Here is an 18,619-nt window from a genome sequence, read left to right on the forward strand (position 1 = left end):
ATGAGCAAGTTGATACTGGCAATGGCGTTACTCTTTACTGTTCTCATGATGCAAGGATGCAAAAAAAACATGGAATATGAACCACAGGATTTTTTTGAAGGCCGTCAACTGGAAGTCGCACAGCTGATTTATGATGGCGACGAAGTGAAACTGAAAGAAAAGCTTCCTTCAATAAGTAAGCAAGAACTGAATCGGCCGGCGAAAGCAGACATGACCCTGCTGTTTTGGTCGGTGCTAAACGCAATCTATGATAAAAACACGCCGGAAAGGCTGAAAATAATAACCGACCTGGTAAAAGCGGGCGCAGACCCGTTGCAGCCCTGACCGGAGGGCGGGAGCAGCCCAGCGGAATTCGTCATGAAAGCCGACGAGGGGATTTGGGCCAAAGCCATGCTCGACGGCGGTTTGCCGCCAAACGCAAAAGATAAGGTATTCAATGAACCCATTGTATTCCAAACAATCAAAGCCAAGAACACTGAAACGTTAAAGGTGATGCTGGATTACGGCGCAGACATAAATATCAGAGACTCCTTGCAACAGACCTTATTAATGGATGCTTTTTTTAGCTCAGCCTTTGAGCACATGACCCTACTGCTCAATCGGGGTGCGAATCCTAATCCGGTAAATATAAACAACCTTTCGCTGTTAACAGCAGTGAACCGGCAAATAAAAGACAGCCAAGATGGCTCAGAATACAATGAACAGTGTAAGAAAATACTAGAGCTAATGCTTTTGAAAGGAGCAAAGGAAACGCAGTAATTTCATCAACGCAGATCTGACAATTGCCGGTTATTTATACTGGGGCTGTCAGATTGCATCTGGCTTTCGATAAGCACATGATAGACCACACATTAAAACGGATTGAGGTTCAGAAAACGGACGTCCTGGATCAACGCAGAAAAGGCCGTGTGATTAAAAATCATCGCTAAAATTTTTTTCTACCCTAACGCGGAAGTCAGGCTTATTCCATGGTAGGCAGCAAAAATTTGGGCATCACAACATTCATGTGATGCCCAAATGAATATTGTATTTAGCACTAAAGTCAGATATCAGAGGCCTCAGCGCCGAGAGAGTGTCCGCTTTTTATCAAGCATTGCGCCGAAAATTAAGCGCCTCCTTCAACCAGTACAAAAGTTCCGCTCGCAGCACCTGCACGTATTGCCCTGGCTGCCTGATATTCAGGACTCTCATAAAAACGCTTGGCCTCGGCAAAAGAAGCAAACTCAAAAACGACGTGCCGTTCATGAGATTCTCCCTCAAGGTTTTCATATTGCCCAGACCAAGCAATAACCTTAGGACTGAACGCCTGCATTGCTTCTCCGGCAGCTTTGGCATATTCGGCGTAGGCAACAGCGTCGGATACTGTGACATGCGCGATTAAATAACCTTTATTCATTTCTTTATCTCCTTTTTAGCCACGAGCGTGGCGCTGGCACCTTCAGCCACAGCGGCCGCCATCCGTTCTGCATGCCCATAGCCAGAGTGAGAGACGACTGCAGATTTAATCATTGAAAGGGTTTGAGTCATGATAATTGCCTTCATCAAGTGTCTGCGCTGGATAACGCAGTGTGAAGACAGTCTATTAAGTATTACACTAGGCATAAACAAGCTAAAAATTAACTCACTGTTATCTCAAAGAGGAACAATGAAAAGTCTTGAGGCACTGATTATTTTCGCACGCGTGGCAGAAATGAAGAGCTTTACCCAGGCAGCTGAAAGCCTTGGTATTCAGAAAGGACGTGCTTCAACGGTGGTGCGCGAGCTCGAACATGACGTAGGCGCTACGCTTTTGCATCGCACCACGCGAACTGTGCAGTTGACCGAAGATGGCCGCATTTTTTATTCACGTGCACGAGACCTGCTGGCGGAAGCAGACGAACTGCAGTCAATGTTCTCACCTGGCGGGATGTCACTGCGAGGGCGTTTACGCGTTGATATGCCGGCAATTCTGGCACAAAGCGTTGTGATTCCCGCGCTACCCCAACTCCTGGATGCTCACCCGGAATTCGAACTTGAGCTTTCAAGTACCGACCGCCGTGTCGATCTGGTTCTGGAAGGATTTGATTGCGTAATTCGTCTGGGCCCCATCGTTGATGAGACCCTGATTGCCCGGCCGCTAGGACAATTACGGATGATCAATGCGGCGAGTCCAGGCTATCTGAAACGCTTCGGTGTGCCGCAGACGATTGATGATCTTCTTAACCAAGGGCACAGAATGGTGCATTACACGCGGAATTTTGGCGCGAAACCTGACGGATGGGAATATCCGTCAGGTGATGGCTACAATACGCTGATGTTACCCGGCACGATGACGGTCAACAGCGTACCGGCCTACCACGAAGCAGGACTGGCGGGTTTAGGTTTAATTCAGGGAGGTTATTCAGCACTCGTCCCCCATATCAAACGTGGCGCATTGGTTGAAATCCTTCCCGATCTGCGGCCCAAGCCGCTGAATGCATCTTTCGTCGTCGCGCACCGGCGCAATCTGTCGCAACGAGTGAGGGCTTTTATGAATTGGACGGAAGAAGTGTTGAAACCCTATTTTGACTAATCGCCAAAACCCCCAATCAATCCCTCTGGCACCGCCCCCGCCCTTTCCCTACAATAAGGGATCTGTTGACGCATACAGCAAGGAAACACGGTGTCGAAAGCCAATCCCAATGCCACTATCGTGGACATCGCCCGCCGCGCCAGGGTGACCAACATCACCGTTTCCCGCGCCTTCAATAAGCCCGAGTTGGTCAAGCCGGAAACCCGCGAGCGCATTCACGCCATCGCCAAAGAGCTGAACTACGTGCCCAACGCCTTCGCGCAGGGGTTGAAGAGCAGCAGCAGCCAGATTATCGGCATCGTCACCAGCAGCATGTACAACCCGTTTTATTCCGGCTTGATCAAGACCGTGTCGCGCATCGCGCGCCAGCAGGGCTACCAGATCATGCTGTTCGACACCGACGGCAGCGAAGAGGCGGAAATGCGCGCCATTCAGGCGCTGTTCGGCTACAAGGCGCGCGGCATTCTGCTGTCTGCGGTGCGCGACGACAAAAACTACCGCCCCGCCTATCTGGAACTGGCCGAGGTGTACGGCGTTCCATTGATCCTGATCGACCGCGATCTCTACGAGCAGCAGCTGAGCGGCGTGTTCCTCGACAACCGCGAAATCGGCATGCTCGCCGGCCGCTATCTGGCGGAGCAGCCGGAGAAAAAGCTGCTGATCGTCGGCGGGCCCGCCGATTCGGAGATCACCTTAACGCGCACCGCCGGCATTGTCGCGGCGTTAAAAGACAGCGGCCGCGAGATCCATATCATCAACGGCGACTACGATTTCACCTCGCAAGAGAGCGAGGTGCGTGCGTATCTGGCTAAGCCGGAAAACCGGCCGGATTACATCATCGGCCTGAACGGCATCATCACGCTGGGTGCGATCGACATCTGCCATGAGCTGGGCCTTTATCAGCAGGTGAAGTTCTTCTCGATCGACGAACCGCCGCGCGCCAGGGCTTACGGCCTGCATATTCCCGGGGTGTATCACAATACGCAGAAGCTGGGGGAGATCGCCGCGGAGCTGTTGTTCAGCGCGATCGACAATTCGCGCGGCGAGCTGCCGGTGCGCAGAGAGTTCTTCACCGACTCGCTGTTGTATCGCTAACCCGCGCCCTACTTGCGCCGCACGGAACTGAGATAAATGGCGGCCAGGATGATGCCGCCCTTCACCACGTTCTGGATATAAGGCGACACGTTCATCAGATTGAGGCCGTTGTTCAGCACCCCGAGCATCATCGCCCCCACCAGCGTGCCGATAATCGCCCCCCTGCCGCCGGAGATCGCCGCCCCGCCCAACATCACGGCGGCGATGGCGTCCAGCTCGAAGCCCTCGCCGGCGTTCGGCTGCCCGCTCATCAGGCGCGAGGTCAGCACCAGCCCGGCCAGCGCGGCGGTCAGGCCGCTGATCACGTACACCAGCATCTTGTAGCGCGGCACGCGGATGCCGCTCAGGCGCGCCGCCTCCTCATTGCCGCCGATGGCGTAGACGTAGCGGCCGAACGGCAGATGGTTCAGCAACAGCCAGGCCAGCAGGTACACGCCGAGCATGATCAGGATCGGCACCTGAATGCCCAGCACGGTGCCGCGGCCGAAAAACGAGAACATGTCCGGCAGGCCGGATATCGGGTAGCCGCCGGTGTACAGCAGCGCCAGGCCGCGCGCGATGCCCATCGAAGCCAGGGTGACGATGATTGGCGGCATGCGCAGGTAGGCGATGCAGGCGCCGTTGGCCAGGCCGAACAGCGCACCGATCGCGATTGCCGCCAGCATCGCCAGCGGAATGGGCACGGCGGCCAGCATCAGCCCGGCGGCGATCGAGCCCGCCAGCGCCATCACCGGGCCGACGGAAAGATCGATGCCGCCGGTCAGGATGGCGCAGGTCATGCCGACGGCGATGATGGCGTTGATAGACACCTGCCGCGCCACGTTGGTCAGGTTATTGACCGTCAGGAAGCTGTCGTTCAACCCGCTCATCAGCACAAACAGGATCACGAAGCCGATAAACGGCAGCACCGCCGGGTGGTGCAGCAGCTTTTCCCAACGTTTGCCGAGGCCGGCGGCGCGGCCGGCAGCGGAAGACTGTTCAATTCCGATCATAATGCACTCCCGGTCGCATGAAGCATGATGTGGTTGGATTCGATTTCATCGCCGGCCAGTTCGGCGACGATGTGCCCGCCGCGGAACACCAGCACGCGATCGCATACGCCGATAATTTCCGGTAATTCGGATGAAATCATGATGATAGAGATGCCTTTTTGCGTCAGCTGCTGCATCAGCTGGTAGATTTCCGCCTTGGCGCCCACGTCGATGCCGCGCGTCGGCTCGTCGAAGATAAGAATGTTGCAGTCGTTATTGAGCCAGCGGGCGATCACCACCTTCTGCTGGTTGCCGCCGCTCAGGGTGCCGACGGCGGTGTCCGCATCCGGCGTTTTCACCCCCACCGCACGGATCAGCCGCTGCACGATGTCCTGCTCCTTGCGGGCGTTGACGAAAATCTTGCCGCGCCTGTGGTGGCGGTTAAGCGTGATGTTCTGCGCCACGGAAAACGGCAGCACCAGCCCTTCGGTCTTGCGGCTTTCCGGCAGCAGGCCGATGCCTTTTTGCAGCGCCTGCGCCGGGCTGCGCAGCGCGGCGGGCTGCCCGCTCAGGATAATGCTTTTGCGGTAGCAGCGGCTGGCGCCGATCATCGCGGAAACGGTCTCGGTGCGCCCCGAGCCCACCAGCCCGGCGAAGCCGAGGATTTCGCCCTGGAACAGCTGGAAACGGTCTTCCGCGCCCTGTTTCTCGCGCTGAATGCTCGCTTCCAGCAGCACCGTCGAGGTGTCGACCGGGTGCTGCTTCGGCGGGAAAGCGTTCTCGATTTTTCGCCCGACCATCAGCCTGACCAGCTCTTCCACATTGGTGTCGCCGGTCGCCAGCGTCTGGATGTAAGTGCCGTCGCGCAATACGGTGATGCGATCGCAAATGGTGAAAATCTCGTCCAGGTGGTGCGAGATAAACACCATACCCACGCCGAGCAGCCGCAAATCGTTCATCACGCTAAACAAATGCTCGGCCTCGCCCGGCGTCAGCGTGGCGGTGGGTTCGTCCAGCACCAGAATGCGCGCGTCCAGCGACAGCGCCTTGGCGATCTCGACAAACTGCTGCTGCGCCACGCTCAGCTGTTCAACCGGGCAATCAAGATCGATGGCCACCGTCAGCCGTTTGAAAATGGCTTCGGCCTTGCGCCGCATGGCCTTGCGGTCCAATAATCCCCAGCGATTTTTTATTTCCCGGTTCAGGAAAATATTGTCGATGGCGTTCATATAAGGAATTAACGAGAACTCCTGAAATATAATTCCCACCCCGGCATTGATCGCCTGACGATAATTATTGAAGTGGCGCTGCTCGCCCTCAATAAAAATATCGCCGGCGTCCGGTTGGTAAATGCCGCACATGATCTTCACCAGCGTGGATTTGCCGGCGCCGTTTTCGCCCAATAAGGCGTGCACCTCTCCACGCCGAATGCTGAGATCGATGCCGTCCAGCGCCTTAACGCCCGGAAAAGACTTTTTAATCTGTTTTAATTCCAATAAAGGTGTCAGCACTGTCATACCCTCCGCGTTTATCGCTCCGCGCGAACGGAGCGGTAAACGACGCCTTTACCAGCTGAAGCCCGCCGCATTGCTGCGGTCGATCAGCTTCACCTTTACCGGGATAGTCTTCGGCACGTTGGCGCCCCAGTAGCGCGCCAGGGCGATGCCCAGCGCGATACGCAGCTGATCGCGCGGGAACTGGGCCGAGGTGGCGATAAACGGCGAATTCGGCTTGAGGATCTCTTTGACGGCCTCCGCCTGGCCGTCGACGCTGACCAGCTTCACCTTGGCGCCGTTGCTCTCGATCGCCGCCAGCGCGCCCAGCGAGCCGATGTCGTTGACGCTGAAGATCCCCGCCAGATCCGGCACCGATTGCAGCATGTTCTCGGTCACCGTCAGCGCGGTGTCGCGCTCCTGTTTGCCGTTTTGCTTGGTGGCGATCTTGATGTCGGGGTATTTCTTCATCGCCGCTTCGAAGCCGCGCACGCGCTCAAGGATCGGCACCACCGGAATACCGTCGAGGATGGCGACCTTGCCCTTGCCGCCCAGCGCTTTCGCCAGGTATTCACCGGCCTGGAAGCCGGCGTCGTAGTTCTCGGAACCGACGAAGGCGTCGATCGGCCCTTCGGCCTGGGCATCTATTGCCACCACCACCGCACCGGCCTTATGAGCGGAGATCACCGCCGACTGCACCCCCACCGAATCGGTCGGGTTAATCAGCAAAATATCCACCTTCTTTTGCAGCATGTCTTCAACGTCGCTGATTTGCTTGGAGACGTCATGCCGCGCATCGGCAACGTAAACCTTGGCGTCGATGTCCTTGGCCGCCTGCTCCAGCGCTTCTTTCATGGTGACGAAATAATCGTTGTTCATTTCCTGGAATGAAATGCCAATGGTAATTTGCTTGGCCATGGTCATTTGGCTGGCCAGCAACATTCCACCGGCGACAATAAACGGCAAGCTCTTTCTGGCGAATGAAAACATAGCTTATTCTCCTGTAGGGTTCGGATATTATTGTGGTTATCAGAGCAACAGCATGTCTTGGTTTTATTTATTGATAAGGTGGCTTATTTCACCCTATTGCCGAGTGGAATAAGCCTCGGGGCTCACGTGATCAATCAGGGAACCAGAATAACCTTGATGGAATCCGTGGAGTCCGCCAGCGCGAAGGCCTCATCCCATTCATTCAAGGAGTAACTGTGGGTCACCACGCCGGTTGAGGTCACCAACCCGCGCTCAAACAGATCGATGGCGATTTCGTAGCTGTAGGGCGCCAAATGCGCGCCGCGAATATCCAGCTCCTTGCGGTCGCCGATAATCGACCAGTCGACGGTGGTTTCCTTGCCGAACACGCTAAACTCGACGAAACGCCCCAGCTTGCGGATCATTTGCAGCCCCTGGGTTACGCCGATCGGCGCGCCGGTGGCTTCAATGTAGACGTCGCAGCCGTAGCCGCCGGTCAAGGATTTGACTATCTGGTCGGCGTCTTCTTTCAACGGGTTGATCACCACGTCGGCGCCGAAGGCTTTCGCCAATGCCAGCCGCTCGTCGATGGCGTCGATAACAATCAGTTTTTTCGGCGTCTTCAGCCGGGCGACCTGCACCATGCACAGCCCCAGCGGCCCGGCGCCGGCCAGCACCACCACGTCATCGAGCTGAATATCCCCACGCGCCACGGTATGGATCGCGCAGGCCATAGGTTCGATCAGCACGGCGTCTTCATGGCTGAGGCTCTCGGGGATCCTGTGCACGATGGCGTTTTCGGAGAAGCGCATGTATTCCGCCATGCCGCCTTCCGCCACATCTTTCTGAAAACCGTAAATGTTGTGCGTTTCACACATCCAGTAGCTGCCGGATTTGCAATAGCGGCACGCCCAGCACGGCACGATCTGCTCGGCGATCACCCGCTCGCCAATTTTGTACTTCGCTTCGCTGCCCTCGCCCAGCGCGGCGATGCGGCCGTAAAACTCGTGCCCAGGCACCACCGGCGGTTTCACCCACGGGTTTTCGCCCCAAAACATCTGCGCGCCGTTTTTGCATTTGCAATCACCGGCGCAGATGCCGCAGCCCTCGACTTTGATCACCAGCTCGCGCGCCTTTGGCAGCGGCGTGGGCACCTGTTCGAAACGATAATCCTGCGGGCCGTGGCAAACGACCGCGCGCATTTTTTCCGGCAACTGGCTCATCTCTTCCTCCAATACACTCGTTAAACGCTTGAACTTTCTTAATGTTGACGTTGTCATTTTTATCAAACAAAAAAAGAACAACGCTATAAAATGATAAATTTCAATAAATTAACCATATAACATCCAAAAAATTCAAAATGACAACGTGAACATAGAACAACATATAACCAAAGCTGCAAAAATAATTATTTGAGCGAAATCACATATCGTTAACATCGCGGCTAAAAATGCTACAAATCCGGATCGCGATCCCATTACCCGGGATCGTCGATCCGTTCTGACTCGCCTAGATCAGCAACCGCACCCGATCGTAAATCTGGCGATCCTCCTGCCGCGCCGAGCGCGCATGCTGGCGCAGCGTGCGCACCAGCGTATCGATCAGCGCATGGGCGGCGGTGCTGAGGATGCTGTTGCGGCGGGTAACGATATTCAGCTGCGCCGGCTCGCTGCTTTCCCGCAGCGCCAGCGGCTGCATACGTGGGGCAAACTGCGGCAGTGCGGCAATCGGCAGCGGGCACCAGGTGCACATTTCCGCCGATTCCACCATCGACTGCAGCATGCCGAATGAGTGCGCCTGGATAATGCGCTGCGGATGCAGCCGGGCGCCATGGCGGTGAAACAAACTGTCGAGCAGCTCAGCATAGTTTTCCTGGGTATAACTCAGCGCCCAGTCCTGTTCCAGCAGTTGGTGCACGGAGGTGCTGCCGCTCAGCGCATGACCGCGCCGCACCATATACGCCGTCTCATACTCCAGCAGCGGCTCGCAGTGAAATTCCTGCGGCGCCGAGGAGGCCGGCAGCGGCGTGATGGCGAAATCCATCGTCCCTTCCCGCAGCTGCGACTGGGCGTTGGCCATCAGGCTTTCCGACAGTTCCAGCCTGACGCCCGGCACCTTATGGCGAAAGGCCATCACCGCCGCCGGCAATACCGTCAGCATCAGCCAGGGCGTAAAGGCCGCCTTGACCTGTTCCGCCGCTCTCCCCCGCAGCGCGGCCATTTCCCCCTGCGCCTGCTCCAGCTGGTTCAACACCAGCCGGGCGTGGGCCAGCAGCGTTTTGCCATAGGGGGTAAAACCCAGCCCGGTCGGGGTGCGGATTAACAGCGGCAGCGCCTGCTCTTGTTCCAGCTCACGCAGCGCTCGGGTCACCGCCGCCTGCGAAAGCCCCAGCAAGCGTGCGGCGGCGCGGATGCTGCCGCTGTCGGCGCTGGCCACCAGCGCCTGTAACTGATGCAGTTTCATTTTATCCCCCATGACAACTCAAGGTTGTCAGCATAACCGAACGGCGGCTACCCGGCAAAAAGGGAGTTTGCTAGTCTCGATCCTATCTTCCCTCCCGGCATGTTCTACTCCGCCGCGGGAAATCTTATCTGGAGACAGCCATGACCGAACCGCTGATTTTGCCTGAGATAGCCGCCGCTCACGACGAGATGGTCGCCCTGCGCCGCCACATTCATGCTCACCCGGAGTTGGGATTTCACGAATTCGCCACCGGCGAACTGGTGGCCGGGCTGCTGACCGAATGGGGTTACCAGGTCACGCGGCATGTAGGACAAACCGGCGTTGTCGCCACCCTTAAGCGCGGGGAAGGAAAATCGCTGGGCATCCGCGCCGATATGGACGCGCTGCCGATCGAAGAAACCACCGGGCTGCCCTACGCCAGCACCCACGGCGGCGTGATGCACGCCTGCGGCCACGACGGCCATACCGCCATGTTGCTGGCGGCAGCGAGCTACCTGGCCAAAAAGCCCGCATTTACCGGCACGCTGCACCTGATTTTCCAGCCGGCCGAAGAAGGCGGCGGCGGCGCAAGGGTGATGATCGAAGACGGCCTGTTCGAGCGCTTCCCCTGCGATGCGGTATTCGCCATGCACAACGTGCCCGGCTTCCCCACCGGCCAGCTGGGCTTCGCCAGCGGCCCGTTCATGTGTTCGGCCGATACGGTCAACATCACCCTGCACGGCCACGGTGGCCACGGTGCGGTGCCGCAAAATACCGTCGACCCGGTGGTGGTCTGCGCGGCCATAGTGATGAGCCTGCAAACCATCGTTTCGCGCAATGTCGATCCGCAAGAGACGGCGATTGTCACCGTGGGCGCGATCCACTCCGGGCAGGCCGCCAACGTTATCCCGGCTACCGCCACCATGACGCTCAGCGTGCGCGCGCTGACGGCGGCGGTGCGCCAACGGCTGGAACAGCGCATCACTGCGCTGGTGGAGGCGCAGGCGGCCAGCTTCGGCGCTCGGGCGGAAATTGATTATCAGCACGGCTATCCCGTGTTGGTGAACCACCTGGCCGAAACCGAACTGGCGCGGGCGGTGGCGGCGGACTGGGCCGGCGAGCGGCAGATTATTCCGGCGCTGCGGCCGTTTACCGCCAGCGAAGACTTCGCCTTTATGCTGGAAAAATGCCCCGGCAGCTATATCTCGATCGGCAACGGCGCCGCCACGCCGGGCAATGCCCTGCATAATCCGGGTTACGACTTTAACGACCAGTGCCTGCCGATAGGCGCCACTTACTGGGTCAAACTGGTTGAGCGTTTTCTGGCTTAACCCTGTGGCTTACTCCCCCTGCTGAGGAAAATGACATGAAGAAAACGATGGGCCTGGTTTTACTGCTGCCGCTGGCGTTAAGTTTTTCGGCCCTTGGCGGCGAATTTAGCGGCAAGGTGATTAAGTTGGGCATCGATCCCACCTTCCCGCCGCTGGAATACAAGACCGCGCAGGGCACCCTGACCGGCTTCGGCGTGGATATCGCTCAGGCGCTGTGCGACGAGATGCAGGCGAAATGCGTGTGGGTCGAAAGCAGCTGGGACGGCATGATCCCCGGGCTGCAGGCCAAGAAGTTTGACGCGATAGCCTCCTCGATGACCATCACGCCGCAGCGTGAAAAACAGATAGCCTTCTCGAACAAGGTCTCCAACGCTCCGGCGCGGCTGGTGGCGCGTAAGGGCAGCAACCTGCAGCCGACCGCCGCTTCGTTGAAAGGCAAATCGGTCGGCGTGCAGCAAGGCTCCAGCCAGGAAGCTTACGCCAATGCGCTGTGGCGCCCGGCCGGCGTTAACGTCATCGCCTACCAGAGCCAACAGGAAGTGAATGAGGATCTGGCCAACGGCCGCCTCGACGCTTCGCTGCTGGCCAGCGTCAACGCCAGCGAATTCTTCAAGACGCCCGGCGGCAAGGATTTCGCCTTTATCGGCGCCGAGCTGAGCGACAGCAAATACTTCGGCATCGGCGATGGCATCGGCGTGCGCAAAGAAGACACTGCGTTGCTGAATGCCTTCAACGCGGCGCTGAAGGCCATTATCGCCAACGGCACCTATAAGAAGGTTAACGATAAGTACTTTGACTTCGACATGTACGGCGCAGGCCAGTAATCCCCAATAAGCGTATCCCGGCGGCCTGCCTGCGGCTCAGGCAGGATGGAGAGGCGTCTTCGGCCGTCGGGTGCGCCCCTGCCGGCAATCGGCAGGATGGACGATGGCAGGCCTGGTGAAATACCGGCGAAAAAAAGAATTGAGGAAATATCGGAGGGGAAACAACGCGGGCCAGGCGCAGCGCCCAGCCCGATACAGCAGATAATTACTTCACTTCGCCCATCGCTTTCAGCTTTTTGGACAGCTCGCGGCGCTCTTTGGACAAATCGGCATTTTTGATGATGTAGTCATCAACGCGATCTTCATAGTCGCTGCGCATGTTGGCGATGATGCCCTGAATGTCTTCAATGCTCATGCCGGGCTTGATGTACTCACTCAGGTTGTCGAGCAACAGCACGCGCTTTTGGTTGTCACGAATTTTCTTTTCGTTGTCGACGATTTCGCGCTGCAGCTTGTTTTTACGGCGGAACATACGCACAAACTCCAGAACGTCCTGGAAACTCGGCTTATTTGCATTATCCATCTTCATACCCTTGCTTTAGTAATACACAGATTCATTTGCTTACGGCCACAATGGCACCAAGATACAGGTTTGTGGCGGTCAGGCACAACTCTCATTGCCTTATCTTACCCACTTTAGCCCGCCGGCCAAAACCGAAAGCGCCAGCTTCATGATCTGACCCCTTATTCAGGGCCACCGGCGGTGCACACCTTGAGCAGATCACCGAGTTCCTCCAGTTGCTGCGCCAGCTCCATGCTCAGCCAGACATAGCCGTAGATCGGCGCCTCGCCGTGCCGGCTGACGCTGGCTTCGCGCATCAGGACTTGCAACTCGCCGGCGATTTCATTCAGCTGCCCCACCGCGGCCTGCCGCTGTTGCTGCGGCCCTTCACGCATCAGCGCCGCCAGCGATTCCAATGAACTCAGCGTCAGCAGTTGGGCGCTGCGCAAGGTTTTGGCGTTCAGCATGATGAAGTGGGTCTCGCGCGAGGCCCAGTAGGCGTCGGCCAGCAGCTCCAGCGTGCACACCAGGTTGCGGCTGAGGGTCTGCACCGCTTCGAACACCGCCCTGGGGATATGGGTCTCTTTACTGCCGGGTTCGATCAACCCGCGCAGCTTCACCACCCGGCTGAGCAGATCTTTCAGCTGCGGCTCCAGCCGCGGCCGCTCAATCACGTTCGGAGAAAGGTAGGCGCCGTAGATTTTTCCGGCGGCCTGCAGGCAGTCGGCCATTTGCATGCGCCACAGAATGTAGGCGCGCTGCGGGTAGATGCTGGTGAACAGCAGCGCCAGCAGGGAACCGAAGATCACGTCGCCGCTGCGCCACAGCGCGGTATGCATGTCGCCGGCGCCGGCGCCGCACACCACCGCCAGCGTGATCCCCACCAGCAGCGCCATATAGGGCCGCTTGCCCAGCGTCAGGTAGCCGCAGAGAAACATCACCACCCCGCACCAGGCCAGCATCAGCGGCAGCGAATAGAGTTCAAGATACAGGGCAATCAGCCCCGAGGCGGCGCCGAACACCGTGCCGGCAATGCGTTGCAGCGCCCGCTGCAGCACGTTGCCCCAGAAAGAAATCGGCCCCATCACCACCACCAGGGTGATCAGCGGCCAGGTGCCTTCGGGCACCTCAAGCAGGCGGATCAGCAGGAAGGTCAGGATAAACGCCAAGCCGATGCGCACCCCGTGCACAATGCGGTAATGGCGGTAAGTCAGCAGTTCAAACGGCGATATTTTTCTGTCGAGGCGCACGGTGCCTCCGGTTGCCTATGGCCAGAAGCGTATTTTAGCGGAGGAAGGCGGCGGGAGAAAAGGCGAATGAGGCGTCCCCCATTCGCCACCGCGCCTAGGCGGCGTATTTATCCACCAGCGCGCGCAGAATGGCGGCGGTTTCTACATCCATGACGCCGTCATATTTCTGCTGACGGAAATGCAGTTGAAAGGCCCGCACCAGCTGGCGGTAGCCTTCCGCGGTGTTCGCCGCCGAGGTGTCGTAACCGTATTTGGCGAACAGCGCCAGCAGCGCCTGCTGCATTGGCAGCCCCTGGCTGCAGTAGGTTTGCTGATGCTGCTGTTTGGCCGCGTCGTCATACCAGGCGCCTACGCCGGCCTGATACAGCTGCCGCCACGGGAACTGCGGGCCGGGATCGCTCTTGCGGCCCGGCGCGATATCGGAGTGCGCCACCACGTTGACCGGGGAGATATCCGGGTAGCGCTGCAGGATATTTTGCGCCAGCTGGGTGACCGCCTCAATCTGCTGCGGGTTGAACGGAGGAAAGGTGATGTCTTCACCGTCGCCGCTCGCCAGGTTGACTATCTCGATGCCGATCGAGGTGTCGTTGATATTGCCGCGGGTGCCCCACTGGCTGGCGCCGGCGTGCCAGGCGCGCTCGTTCTCATCCACCAGGTTGAAAATGCGCATGTCGTTGAAACCGGCGGCCTGATAGCCGGCATCGGTCGGATCCGGCACCAGATAGTGCGCGCTGACCGATTTTCCGGTCAGCGACTGCACCGAGTCGACAAAATTCTGCGCGGTATAATGCAGCACCAGAAAACGCACGCGCCGGCCAAAGCTGGCGACCGAACGGTAGCTATTGTAATCAATCTTGAACATCGTAAAGTCCCTCTCTTGGTTGATTGCACTGAGCGGCTCATCATCATGACAGGCCATTCTCTCGCGGTGAACCCTTGGGCCACCCTCTTGTTTTAGCTAAATGCTAAAACATGCGCAAGCGTTTTTTAGCAAAAACGTTATTTACCTTTTTGCTAAAGAGTGAGATCATCCGGAAATGGAAACGAAAGAAATAAGACGCAACAATCTGCGCGAGCTGATGGCCCGCTACGCCCGGCAAGGCGTCAACCAGAACGAGTTCGCCGCCCTGGTTGACTCTTCTGCGCCGACGCTGAGCCAAATCATCGGTGAAAAATCCTCCCGCAATCTTGGCGACAACCTCGCCAGGCGCATAGAGGCTAAGCTGGATCTGCCGAAAGGCTGGTTCGACGTGTTTCATGAGAAGCAGCTGGTGCGCCCGTTCGACAACGTGGCGGCGGAATCGGATTTCCAGCCCGCCCGCCTGAAGCCGGTGGTGTGGGAAGATACCGAACAGGACAAGGAAGAGTTTGTGGAGATCCCACTGCTGGACATCGATTTTTCCGCCGGCGACGGTTGCTATGAAATCATCGATCGCGAAGAGTTTTCGCTGATTTTCCGCCGCTACTATCTGCACAAGATGGGGGTGGCGGTGAATGCGGCGCGGATTATCCGCATTTCCGGCTCCAGCATGGAGCCGCGCCTGCAGGATGGCGACGTGGTGGGCATCAATACCGACGACACACGCATTCGCGAAGGAAAAACCTACGCGATACGCCACGGCAACCTGCTGCGGGTGAAGATTCTGATTGAACAGCCCGACGGCGGCGTGATCATCCGCTCACTGAATCGCGAGGAGTATCAGGACGAACACCTCAGCTACCAGCAGCGCAAAGAGCAGCTGGTGGTGCTGGGGCGCGTATTCTGGTCTTCCTCATCCTGGTAAAACGGCGGCGGGCCGGGCGCCCGCATCCTTATTTATTTGAAGTCCACCACCATCTGTTGCTGAATCGTCAGACCGCGGGTTGACTGCACGCAGCTGTGGATATAGTCGGTGAAACGCGGCGGCTTCGGCATGCCCAGCTTGAGGATTTTCTCATTGCTGAAACGCACGTTCAGCATGGCGAACGAGCCATACAGGCGCATCGCTTTCAGCATCAGGCGTTCGTTGCATGGCCCGAAGATATCTTTCAGCTGCCGGCGCATTTTCACCAGCGCATCGTAGTTAACCTGCGCATAGGCATCGCCAACCGGCGGTTTTTCCAGCGCGATGGCCATGGCGCGATCGATATCGGCAAAGCTTACGCTGCTCCCTTCCCCGGCGGAGATATGGTAAACATCGTTTTCCAGCAGCTCGCTGTTCATCAGCATCACCAGCGCGTCGGCGCAGTAGTCCGCCGGGATCACGTCGATGTTATCCTGCAGCGAACACATAAACTTGCGCAGCATCAGCGCCATGCCGAACACCCAGAAAATGCTGCTGGAGGGTTGGCAGCCCAGGCGGGTGTGGCCGACCACGATCGATGGCCGGGCGATGACCAGCGGCAGCTGCGGGCAGCGTTGGCGCATCAGCTGCTCAATGGTGGATTTGGAACGCGTGTATTCCACCAGGTGTTCGGCGCTTTCTTCAAACTCGCCGCTTTCCGCCACTAAAGAACCCGGCTCGGGGGCGCAGGACATCGCGGTGCCGACATGCAGAAAACGTTTTAACCCTTTTACCTGCGCCATTCTTTCAGCAAAGGCCAGAGTACCTTCCACGTTTACTTTCCAAATTAACGGGTTATTGCCAAATGAGGCGACTGCGGCGCAGTTAATAACGTGCGTTACTTTATTAATGCGTTCGTCAGACAAAAAATCCGCCGGCTCTGACAAATCACCCAACAATATATTTTCTATCGTTATTTTGGATAATAAAGCTGCATCGATATTGAATTTTTCCATATTCGTCCGAATACGGGCCAACCCCTGCTGCTCATCTTCTGCACGCACCAGCAGCAGGCAGTTAATATCCTGATTTTCTTTCAGTAACTTTTCGAGAACCGCACCACCGAGAAAACCGGTAGCGCCAGTTAACAGCAGCGTTTTCATAATAATCACCCACATTGGCATTGAATGAAGCTGATTGTATGCGCGGATAATTAAACAAATATTAAATAAAACCATTTAGCCCAAAGTTATCTTTTCTTAATATTATCTTAAGAAAACTCGCGGAACGCAAAATACAAACTTGGTAACAAATGTGTCTTAAAGCGCCGGGGCTTAATCGGCGCCGTTTAAATAGTATTGATGTTGCCTCTGATTTAATTTAGCTGTCATCATTACTTTTCTCTTTTCTGCGAGGATCACATGACCTATAACCAAAAAGTCTGGTTGGGCATATTGCTGCTGTGCGGCCTCTTTTGGCTGACGGTCATCACCAGCCTCTTCTCGTTAGGCGGGGATCTTGGGCGCTCCGATTTAGGCTACCAGGACAGCGATCTTGCCGCCCTGCACGGCCAACGCCATCACGGCGGCCACATGCTGCACAGCGTTCAGACGCTGGGGCCCCGATCCCCCCTGTAATGGGTAGGGACAAGCGCCGCTAACGATCCTATGATGCCCCGATATTTACAGGGAGATAAATATGGTTCGAAAGCTGGACAGCTTGCCCCAGGCAGTACGCGAGAAAATCGAAACCGACTTGCTGGCCATCAGCGTCATCTATAACGAACGCTACGGCATCGTCACGACCGAGACCAATGTGGAACAACAGGTTCCCGAACACCTGCGCTCTTACTTTTTTCAGCGCCTGAACTACTATCGCGGTGCGTAATAACGCGCATTTCGCTAACCACCGCTTGGCATCGCGCCTCTCGCCGTTACAATAGAGGCCATATTTCCCCGCCACTGAAGAGATGCGATTTTGAGCAGCAAGGCACCGGCCACATTTTACATTCACGACTACGAGACCTTCGGCAAAAGCCCCTCGCTGGATCGCCCGGCGCAGTTTGCCGGCGTGCGCACCGATATGGATTTCAACATCATCGAAGAACCGCTGGTGATCTACTGCTCCCCGGCAGACGATTACCTGCCGGAACCCGAGGCGGTGATGATCACCGGCATCACGCCGCAGCTGGCGCGGGCCAAAGGCGTGAACGAAGCGGAGTTCGCGCGCCAAATCCATCAGGCCTTCAGCGCGCCGGGCACCTGCATTCTGGGCTACAACAATATCCGCTTCGATGACGAAGTCAGCCGTAATATTTTCTACCGCAGTTTCTACGATCCCTACGCCTACAGCTGGCAGAACGGCAACTCGCGCTGGGATCTGCTGGACGTCATGCGCGCCTGCTACGCACTGCGCCCGGACGGCATCGTCTGGCCGGAGAACGAAGAAGGCTTCCCCAGCTTCCGCCTGGAACACCTGACCCGCGCCAACGGCGTCGAGCATACCCAGGCGCATGACGCCATGTCGGACGTTTACGCCACTATCGCCATGGCCAAGCTGGTCAAGCAGGCGCAGCCGCGGCTGTTTGATTTTCTGCTGCAGCACCGCAACAAGCACAAGCTGAATGCGCTGATCGACATCGCCGAAATGACCCCGCTGGTGCATGTTTCCGGCATGTTCGGCGCGGCGCGCGGCAATACCAGCTGGGTTTCGCCGCTGGCCTGGCACCCGGACAACAAAAACGCGGTCATCATGTGCGATCTGGCCGGCGACATGACGCCGCTGCTGCAGTTGAGCGCAGAACAGCTGCGCGAGCGGCTGTATACCCGCCGCGATGAGTTGGCCGCCGGCCAGGCGCCGGTGCCGATCAAGCTGGTGCACATTAACAAGTGCCCGGTGCTGGCGCCGGCGAAAACCCTGCTGCCGGAAAATGCCGAGCGGCTGGGCATCGATCGCCAGGCCTGCCTGCAAAACCTGCAGCTGCTGCGCCAGCATCCGGAAGTGCGGGAAAAGGTGGTGGCGCTGTTTGCCGAAGCCGAGCCGTTTAAAGGTTCCGATGACGTTGACGCCCGGCTGTACGCCGGGTTCTTCAGCGATGCCGACAAGGCGGCGATGAAAATCATCCAGCAGACCAAGCCGCAGAACCTGCCGGCGCTGGATCTGGCGTTCAACGACGATCGCATGAAAGAGCTGCTGTTCCGATTCCGTGCGCGCAACTACCCTAATACGCTGGACGACGCCGAGCAGCGCCGCTGGCTGCAGCACCGCCAGGAAGCGCTGAGCGCTGAGCGGGTGCAAAATTACCTGCTGCAGTTAGAAGCCTTGTATAACCTGCACGAAGACGACAAAGAGAAGACCGCGCTGCTGAAAGCGCTGTTTGAATACGGCCGCGAGCTGGCGGGTTAGCACATAAAAAAGGCCGCATAAGC

Annotated in this window: 19 protein-coding genes and 1 pseudogene; 9 read left to right on the plus strand and 11 right to left on the minus strand. The window is 57.5% G+C overall.

Features of this window, described 5'->3' with window-relative positions:
* Positions 1 to 759 (plus strand): annotated as a pseudogene (locus tag KHA73_RS15995) (ankyrin repeat domain-containing protein).
* Between the two features lie 346 nt (positions 760 to 1,105).
* Here KHA73_RS15995 and KHA73_RS16000 read toward each other — a convergent pair.
* Together KHA73_RS16000 and KHA73_RS24570 are read right to left on the minus strand one after the other, a co-directional pair.
* Complete coding sequence (locus tag KHA73_RS16000) at positions 1,106 to 1,396, minus strand: DUF1330 domain-containing protein (protein ID WP_234585360.1); 291 nt, start codon at positions 1,394 to 1,396, stop codon at positions 1,106 to 1,108.
* Complete coding sequence (locus KHA73_RS24570; RefSeq protein WP_261081122.1) at positions 1,393 to 1,527, minus strand: hypothetical protein; 135 nt, start codon at positions 1,525 to 1,527, stop codon at positions 1,393 to 1,395. The genes KHA73_RS16000 and KHA73_RS24570 overlap by 4 nt, the downstream gene beginning before the upstream one ends.
* A 118-nt stretch (positions 1,528 to 1,645) precedes the next feature.
* Here KHA73_RS24570 and KHA73_RS16005 point away from each other — a divergent pair, with 118 nt between their 5' ends.
* Both KHA73_RS16005 and KHA73_RS16010 read left to right on the plus strand, forming a co-directional pair.
* Complete coding sequence (locus KHA73_RS16005) at positions 1,646 to 2,551, plus strand: LysR family transcriptional regulator (protein WP_234585361.1); 906 nt, start codon at positions 1,646 to 1,648, stop codon at positions 2,549 to 2,551.
* 90 nt (positions 2,552 to 2,641) lie between these two features.
* Positions 2,642 to 3,646, plus strand: a complete 1,005-nt coding sequence (locus tag KHA73_RS16010; protein WP_234585362.1) for a LacI family DNA-binding transcriptional regulator — start codon at positions 2,642 to 2,644, stop codon at positions 3,644 to 3,646.
* Positions 3,647 to 3,654: 8 nt separating this feature from the next.
* Here the strand turns inward: KHA73_RS16010 and KHA73_RS16015 are convergent, their stop codons facing one another.
* The 5 genes from KHA73_RS16015 to KHA73_RS16035 all read right to left on the minus strand — a co-directional run bounded on the left by KHA73_RS16015 (position 3,655) and on the right by KHA73_RS16035 (position 9,542).
* Positions 3,655 to 4,638: an ABC transporter permease gene (locus KHA73_RS16015; protein WP_234585363.1), complete on the minus strand. Its 984-nt coding sequence runs from the start codon at positions 4,636 to 4,638 to the stop codon at positions 3,655 to 3,657.
* The gene (locus KHA73_RS16020; protein WP_234591301.1) at positions 4,635 to 6,125 is read right to left on the minus strand and encodes a sugar ABC transporter ATP-binding protein; all 1,491 of its coding nucleotides are present in this window, start codon (positions 6,123 to 6,125) and stop codon (positions 4,635 to 4,637) included. Before KHA73_RS16020 ends, KHA73_RS16015 begins: the two co-directional genes overlap by 4 nt.
* A 57-nt stretch (positions 6,126 to 6,182) precedes the next feature.
* Entirely contained in the window at positions 6,183 to 7,100 is a 918-nt protein-coding gene (locus tag KHA73_RS16025) for an ABC transporter substrate-binding protein (RefSeq protein ID WP_234585364.1), read from the minus strand.
* A 134-nt stretch (positions 7,101 to 7,234) separates the two neighbouring features.
* Complete coding sequence (locus tag KHA73_RS16030; RefSeq protein WP_234585365.1) at positions 7,235 to 8,302, minus strand: zinc-binding dehydrogenase; 1,068 nt, start codon at positions 8,300 to 8,302, stop codon at positions 7,235 to 7,237.
* A gap of 286 nt (positions 8,303 to 8,588) precedes the next feature.
* Positions 8,589 to 9,542, minus strand: coding sequence for a LysR family transcriptional regulator (locus KHA73_RS16035; protein ID WP_234585366.1), 954 nt, complete (start codon positions 9,540 to 9,542; stop codon positions 8,589 to 8,591).
* A 140-nt stretch (positions 9,543 to 9,682) separates the two neighbouring features.
* Here KHA73_RS16035 and KHA73_RS16040 point away from each other — a divergent pair, with 140 nt between their 5' ends.
* Together KHA73_RS16040 and KHA73_RS16045 are read left to right on the plus strand one after the other, a co-directional pair.
* Positions 9,683 to 10,852: a M20 aminoacylase family protein gene (locus KHA73_RS16040; RefSeq protein WP_234585367.1), complete on the plus strand. Its 1,170-nt coding sequence runs from the start codon at positions 9,683 to 9,685 to the stop codon at positions 10,850 to 10,852.
* Positions 10,853 to 10,887: 35 nt separating this feature from the next.
* Positions 10,888 to 11,676 (plus strand): ABC transporter substrate-binding protein, encoded by a 789-nt coding sequence (locus tag KHA73_RS16045; RefSeq protein WP_234585368.1) that lies wholly within the window; start codon positions 10,888 to 10,890, stop codon positions 11,674 to 11,676.
* 205 nt (positions 11,677 to 11,881) lie between these two features.
* On the opposite strand, the gene tmaR is transcribed toward KHA73_RS16045, so the two are convergent.
* The 3 genes from tmaR to KHA73_RS16060 all read right to left on the minus strand — a co-directional run bounded on the left by tmaR (position 11,882) and on the right by KHA73_RS16060 (position 14,290).
* On the minus strand, positions 11,882 to 12,199 hold the full coding sequence (tmaR, locus tag KHA73_RS16050; RefSeq protein ID WP_004935612.1) for a PTS system regulator TmaR: 318 nt from the start codon (positions 12,197 to 12,199) through the stop codon (positions 11,882 to 11,884).
* A gap of 161 nt (positions 12,200 to 12,360) precedes the next feature.
* A complete protein-coding gene (locus KHA73_RS16055) occupies positions 12,361 to 13,428 on the minus strand; it encodes an FUSC family protein (RefSeq protein WP_234585369.1) in 1,068 nt (355 codons plus the stop codon).
* A 94-nt stretch (positions 13,429 to 13,522) separates the two neighbouring features.
* Positions 13,523 to 14,290 carry an N-acetylmuramoyl-L-alanine amidase gene (locus KHA73_RS16060; RefSeq protein WP_234585370.1) on the minus strand — a complete coding sequence of 256 codons (768 nt, stop codon included), beginning with the start codon at positions 14,288 to 14,290 and terminating at the stop codon, positions 13,523 to 13,525.
* A gap of 175 nt (positions 14,291 to 14,465) precedes the next feature.
* Between KHA73_RS16060 and KHA73_RS16065 the strand changes: the two genes are divergently transcribed.
* Positions 14,466 to 15,212 (plus strand): LexA family transcriptional regulator, encoded by a 747-nt coding sequence (locus KHA73_RS16065; RefSeq protein WP_234585371.1) that lies wholly within the window; start codon positions 14,466 to 14,468, stop codon positions 15,210 to 15,212.
* A gap of 32 nt (positions 15,213 to 15,244) precedes the next feature.
* On the opposite strand, the gene KHA73_RS16070 is transcribed toward KHA73_RS16065, so the two are convergent.
* Positions 15,245 to 16,354 (minus strand): SDR family oxidoreductase, encoded by a 1,110-nt coding sequence (locus KHA73_RS16070; protein WP_234585372.1) that lies wholly within the window; start codon positions 16,352 to 16,354, stop codon positions 15,245 to 15,247.
* A 258-nt stretch (positions 16,355 to 16,612) separates the two neighbouring features.
* On the opposite strand from KHA73_RS16070, the gene KHA73_RS16075 reads away from it, so the two are divergent.
* The 3 genes from KHA73_RS16075 (at position 16,613) to sbcB (ending at position 18,596) form a co-directional block, all read left to right on the plus strand.
* Positions 16,613 to 16,828, plus strand: a complete 216-nt coding sequence (locus tag KHA73_RS16075) for a hypothetical protein (RefSeq protein ID WP_234585373.1) — start codon at positions 16,613 to 16,615, stop codon at positions 16,826 to 16,828.
* A 61-nt stretch (positions 16,829 to 16,889) separates the two neighbouring features.
* A complete protein-coding gene (locus KHA73_RS16080; protein WP_234585374.1) occupies positions 16,890 to 17,078 on the plus strand; it encodes a DNA polymerase III subunit theta in 189 nt (62 codons plus the stop codon).
* Between the two features lie 90 nt (positions 17,079 to 17,168).
* The gene (sbcB, locus tag KHA73_RS16085) at positions 17,169 to 18,596 is read left to right on the plus strand and encodes an exodeoxyribonuclease I (RefSeq protein ID WP_234585375.1); all 1,428 of its coding nucleotides are present in this window, start codon (positions 17,169 to 17,171) and stop codon (positions 18,594 to 18,596) included.
* Positions 18,597 to 18,619 lie beyond the last annotated feature (23 nt).

The organism is Serratia entomophila (assembly GCF_021462285.1).
Taxonomy (GTDB): Bacteria; Pseudomonadota; Gammaproteobacteria; order Enterobacterales; family Enterobacteriaceae; genus Serratia; species Serratia entomophila.

Coding starts and splice junctions, on each gene's coding strand:
- KHA73_RS16070 (WP_234585372.1), bottom strand. CDS start 16,354: ATGAAAACGCTGCTGTTAACTGGCGCTACCGGTTTTCTCGGTGGTGCG.
- KHA73_RS16005 (WP_234585361.1), top strand. CDS start 1,646: ATGAAAAGTCTTGAGGCACTGATTATTTTCGCACGCGTGGCAGAAATG.
- tmaR (WP_004935612.1), bottom strand. CDS start 12,199: ATGGATAATGCAAATAAGCCGAGTTTCCAGGACGTTCTGGAGTTTGTG.
- KHA73_RS16060 (WP_234585370.1), bottom strand. CDS start 14,290: ATGTTCAAGATTGATTACAATAGCTACCGTTCGGTCGCCAGCTTTGGC.
- KHA73_RS24570 (WP_261081122.1), bottom strand. CDS start 1,527: ATGACTCAAACCCTTTCAATGATTAAATCTGCAGTCGTCTCTCACTCT.
- KHA73_RS16075 (WP_234585373.1), top strand. CDS start 16,613: ATGACCTATAACCAAAAAGTCTGGTTGGGCATATTGCTGCTGTGCGGC.
- KHA73_RS16065 (WP_234585371.1), top strand. CDS start 14,466: ATGGAAACGAAAGAAATAAGACGCAACAATCTGCGCGAGCTGATGGCC.
- KHA73_RS16035 (WP_234585366.1), bottom strand. CDS start 9,542: ATGAAACTGCATCAGTTACAGGCGCTGGTGGCCAGCGCCGACAGCGGC.
- KHA73_RS16025 (WP_234585364.1), bottom strand. CDS start 7,100: ATGTTTTCATTCGCCAGAAAGAGCTTGCCGTTTATTGTCGCCGGTGGA.
- KHA73_RS16040 (WP_234585367.1), top strand. CDS start 9,683: ATGACCGAACCGCTGATTTTGCCTGAGATAGCCGCCGCTCACGACGAG.
- KHA73_RS16000 (WP_234585360.1), bottom strand. CDS start 1,396: ATGAATAAAGGTTATTTAATCGCGCATGTCACAGTATCCGACGCTGTT.
- KHA73_RS16045 (WP_234585368.1), top strand. CDS start 10,888: ATGAAGAAAACGATGGGCCTGGTTTTACTGCTGCCGCTGGCGTTAAGT.
- KHA73_RS16080 (WP_234585374.1), top strand. CDS start 16,890: ATGGTTCGAAAGCTGGACAGCTTGCCCCAGGCAGTACGCGAGAAAATC.
- KHA73_RS16015 (WP_234585363.1), bottom strand. CDS start 4,638: ATGATCGGAATTGAACAGTCTTCCGCTGCCGGCCGCGCCGCCGGCCTC.
- KHA73_RS16030 (WP_234585365.1), bottom strand. CDS start 8,302: ATGAGCCAGTTGCCGGAAAAAATGCGCGCGGTCGTTTGCCACGGCCCG.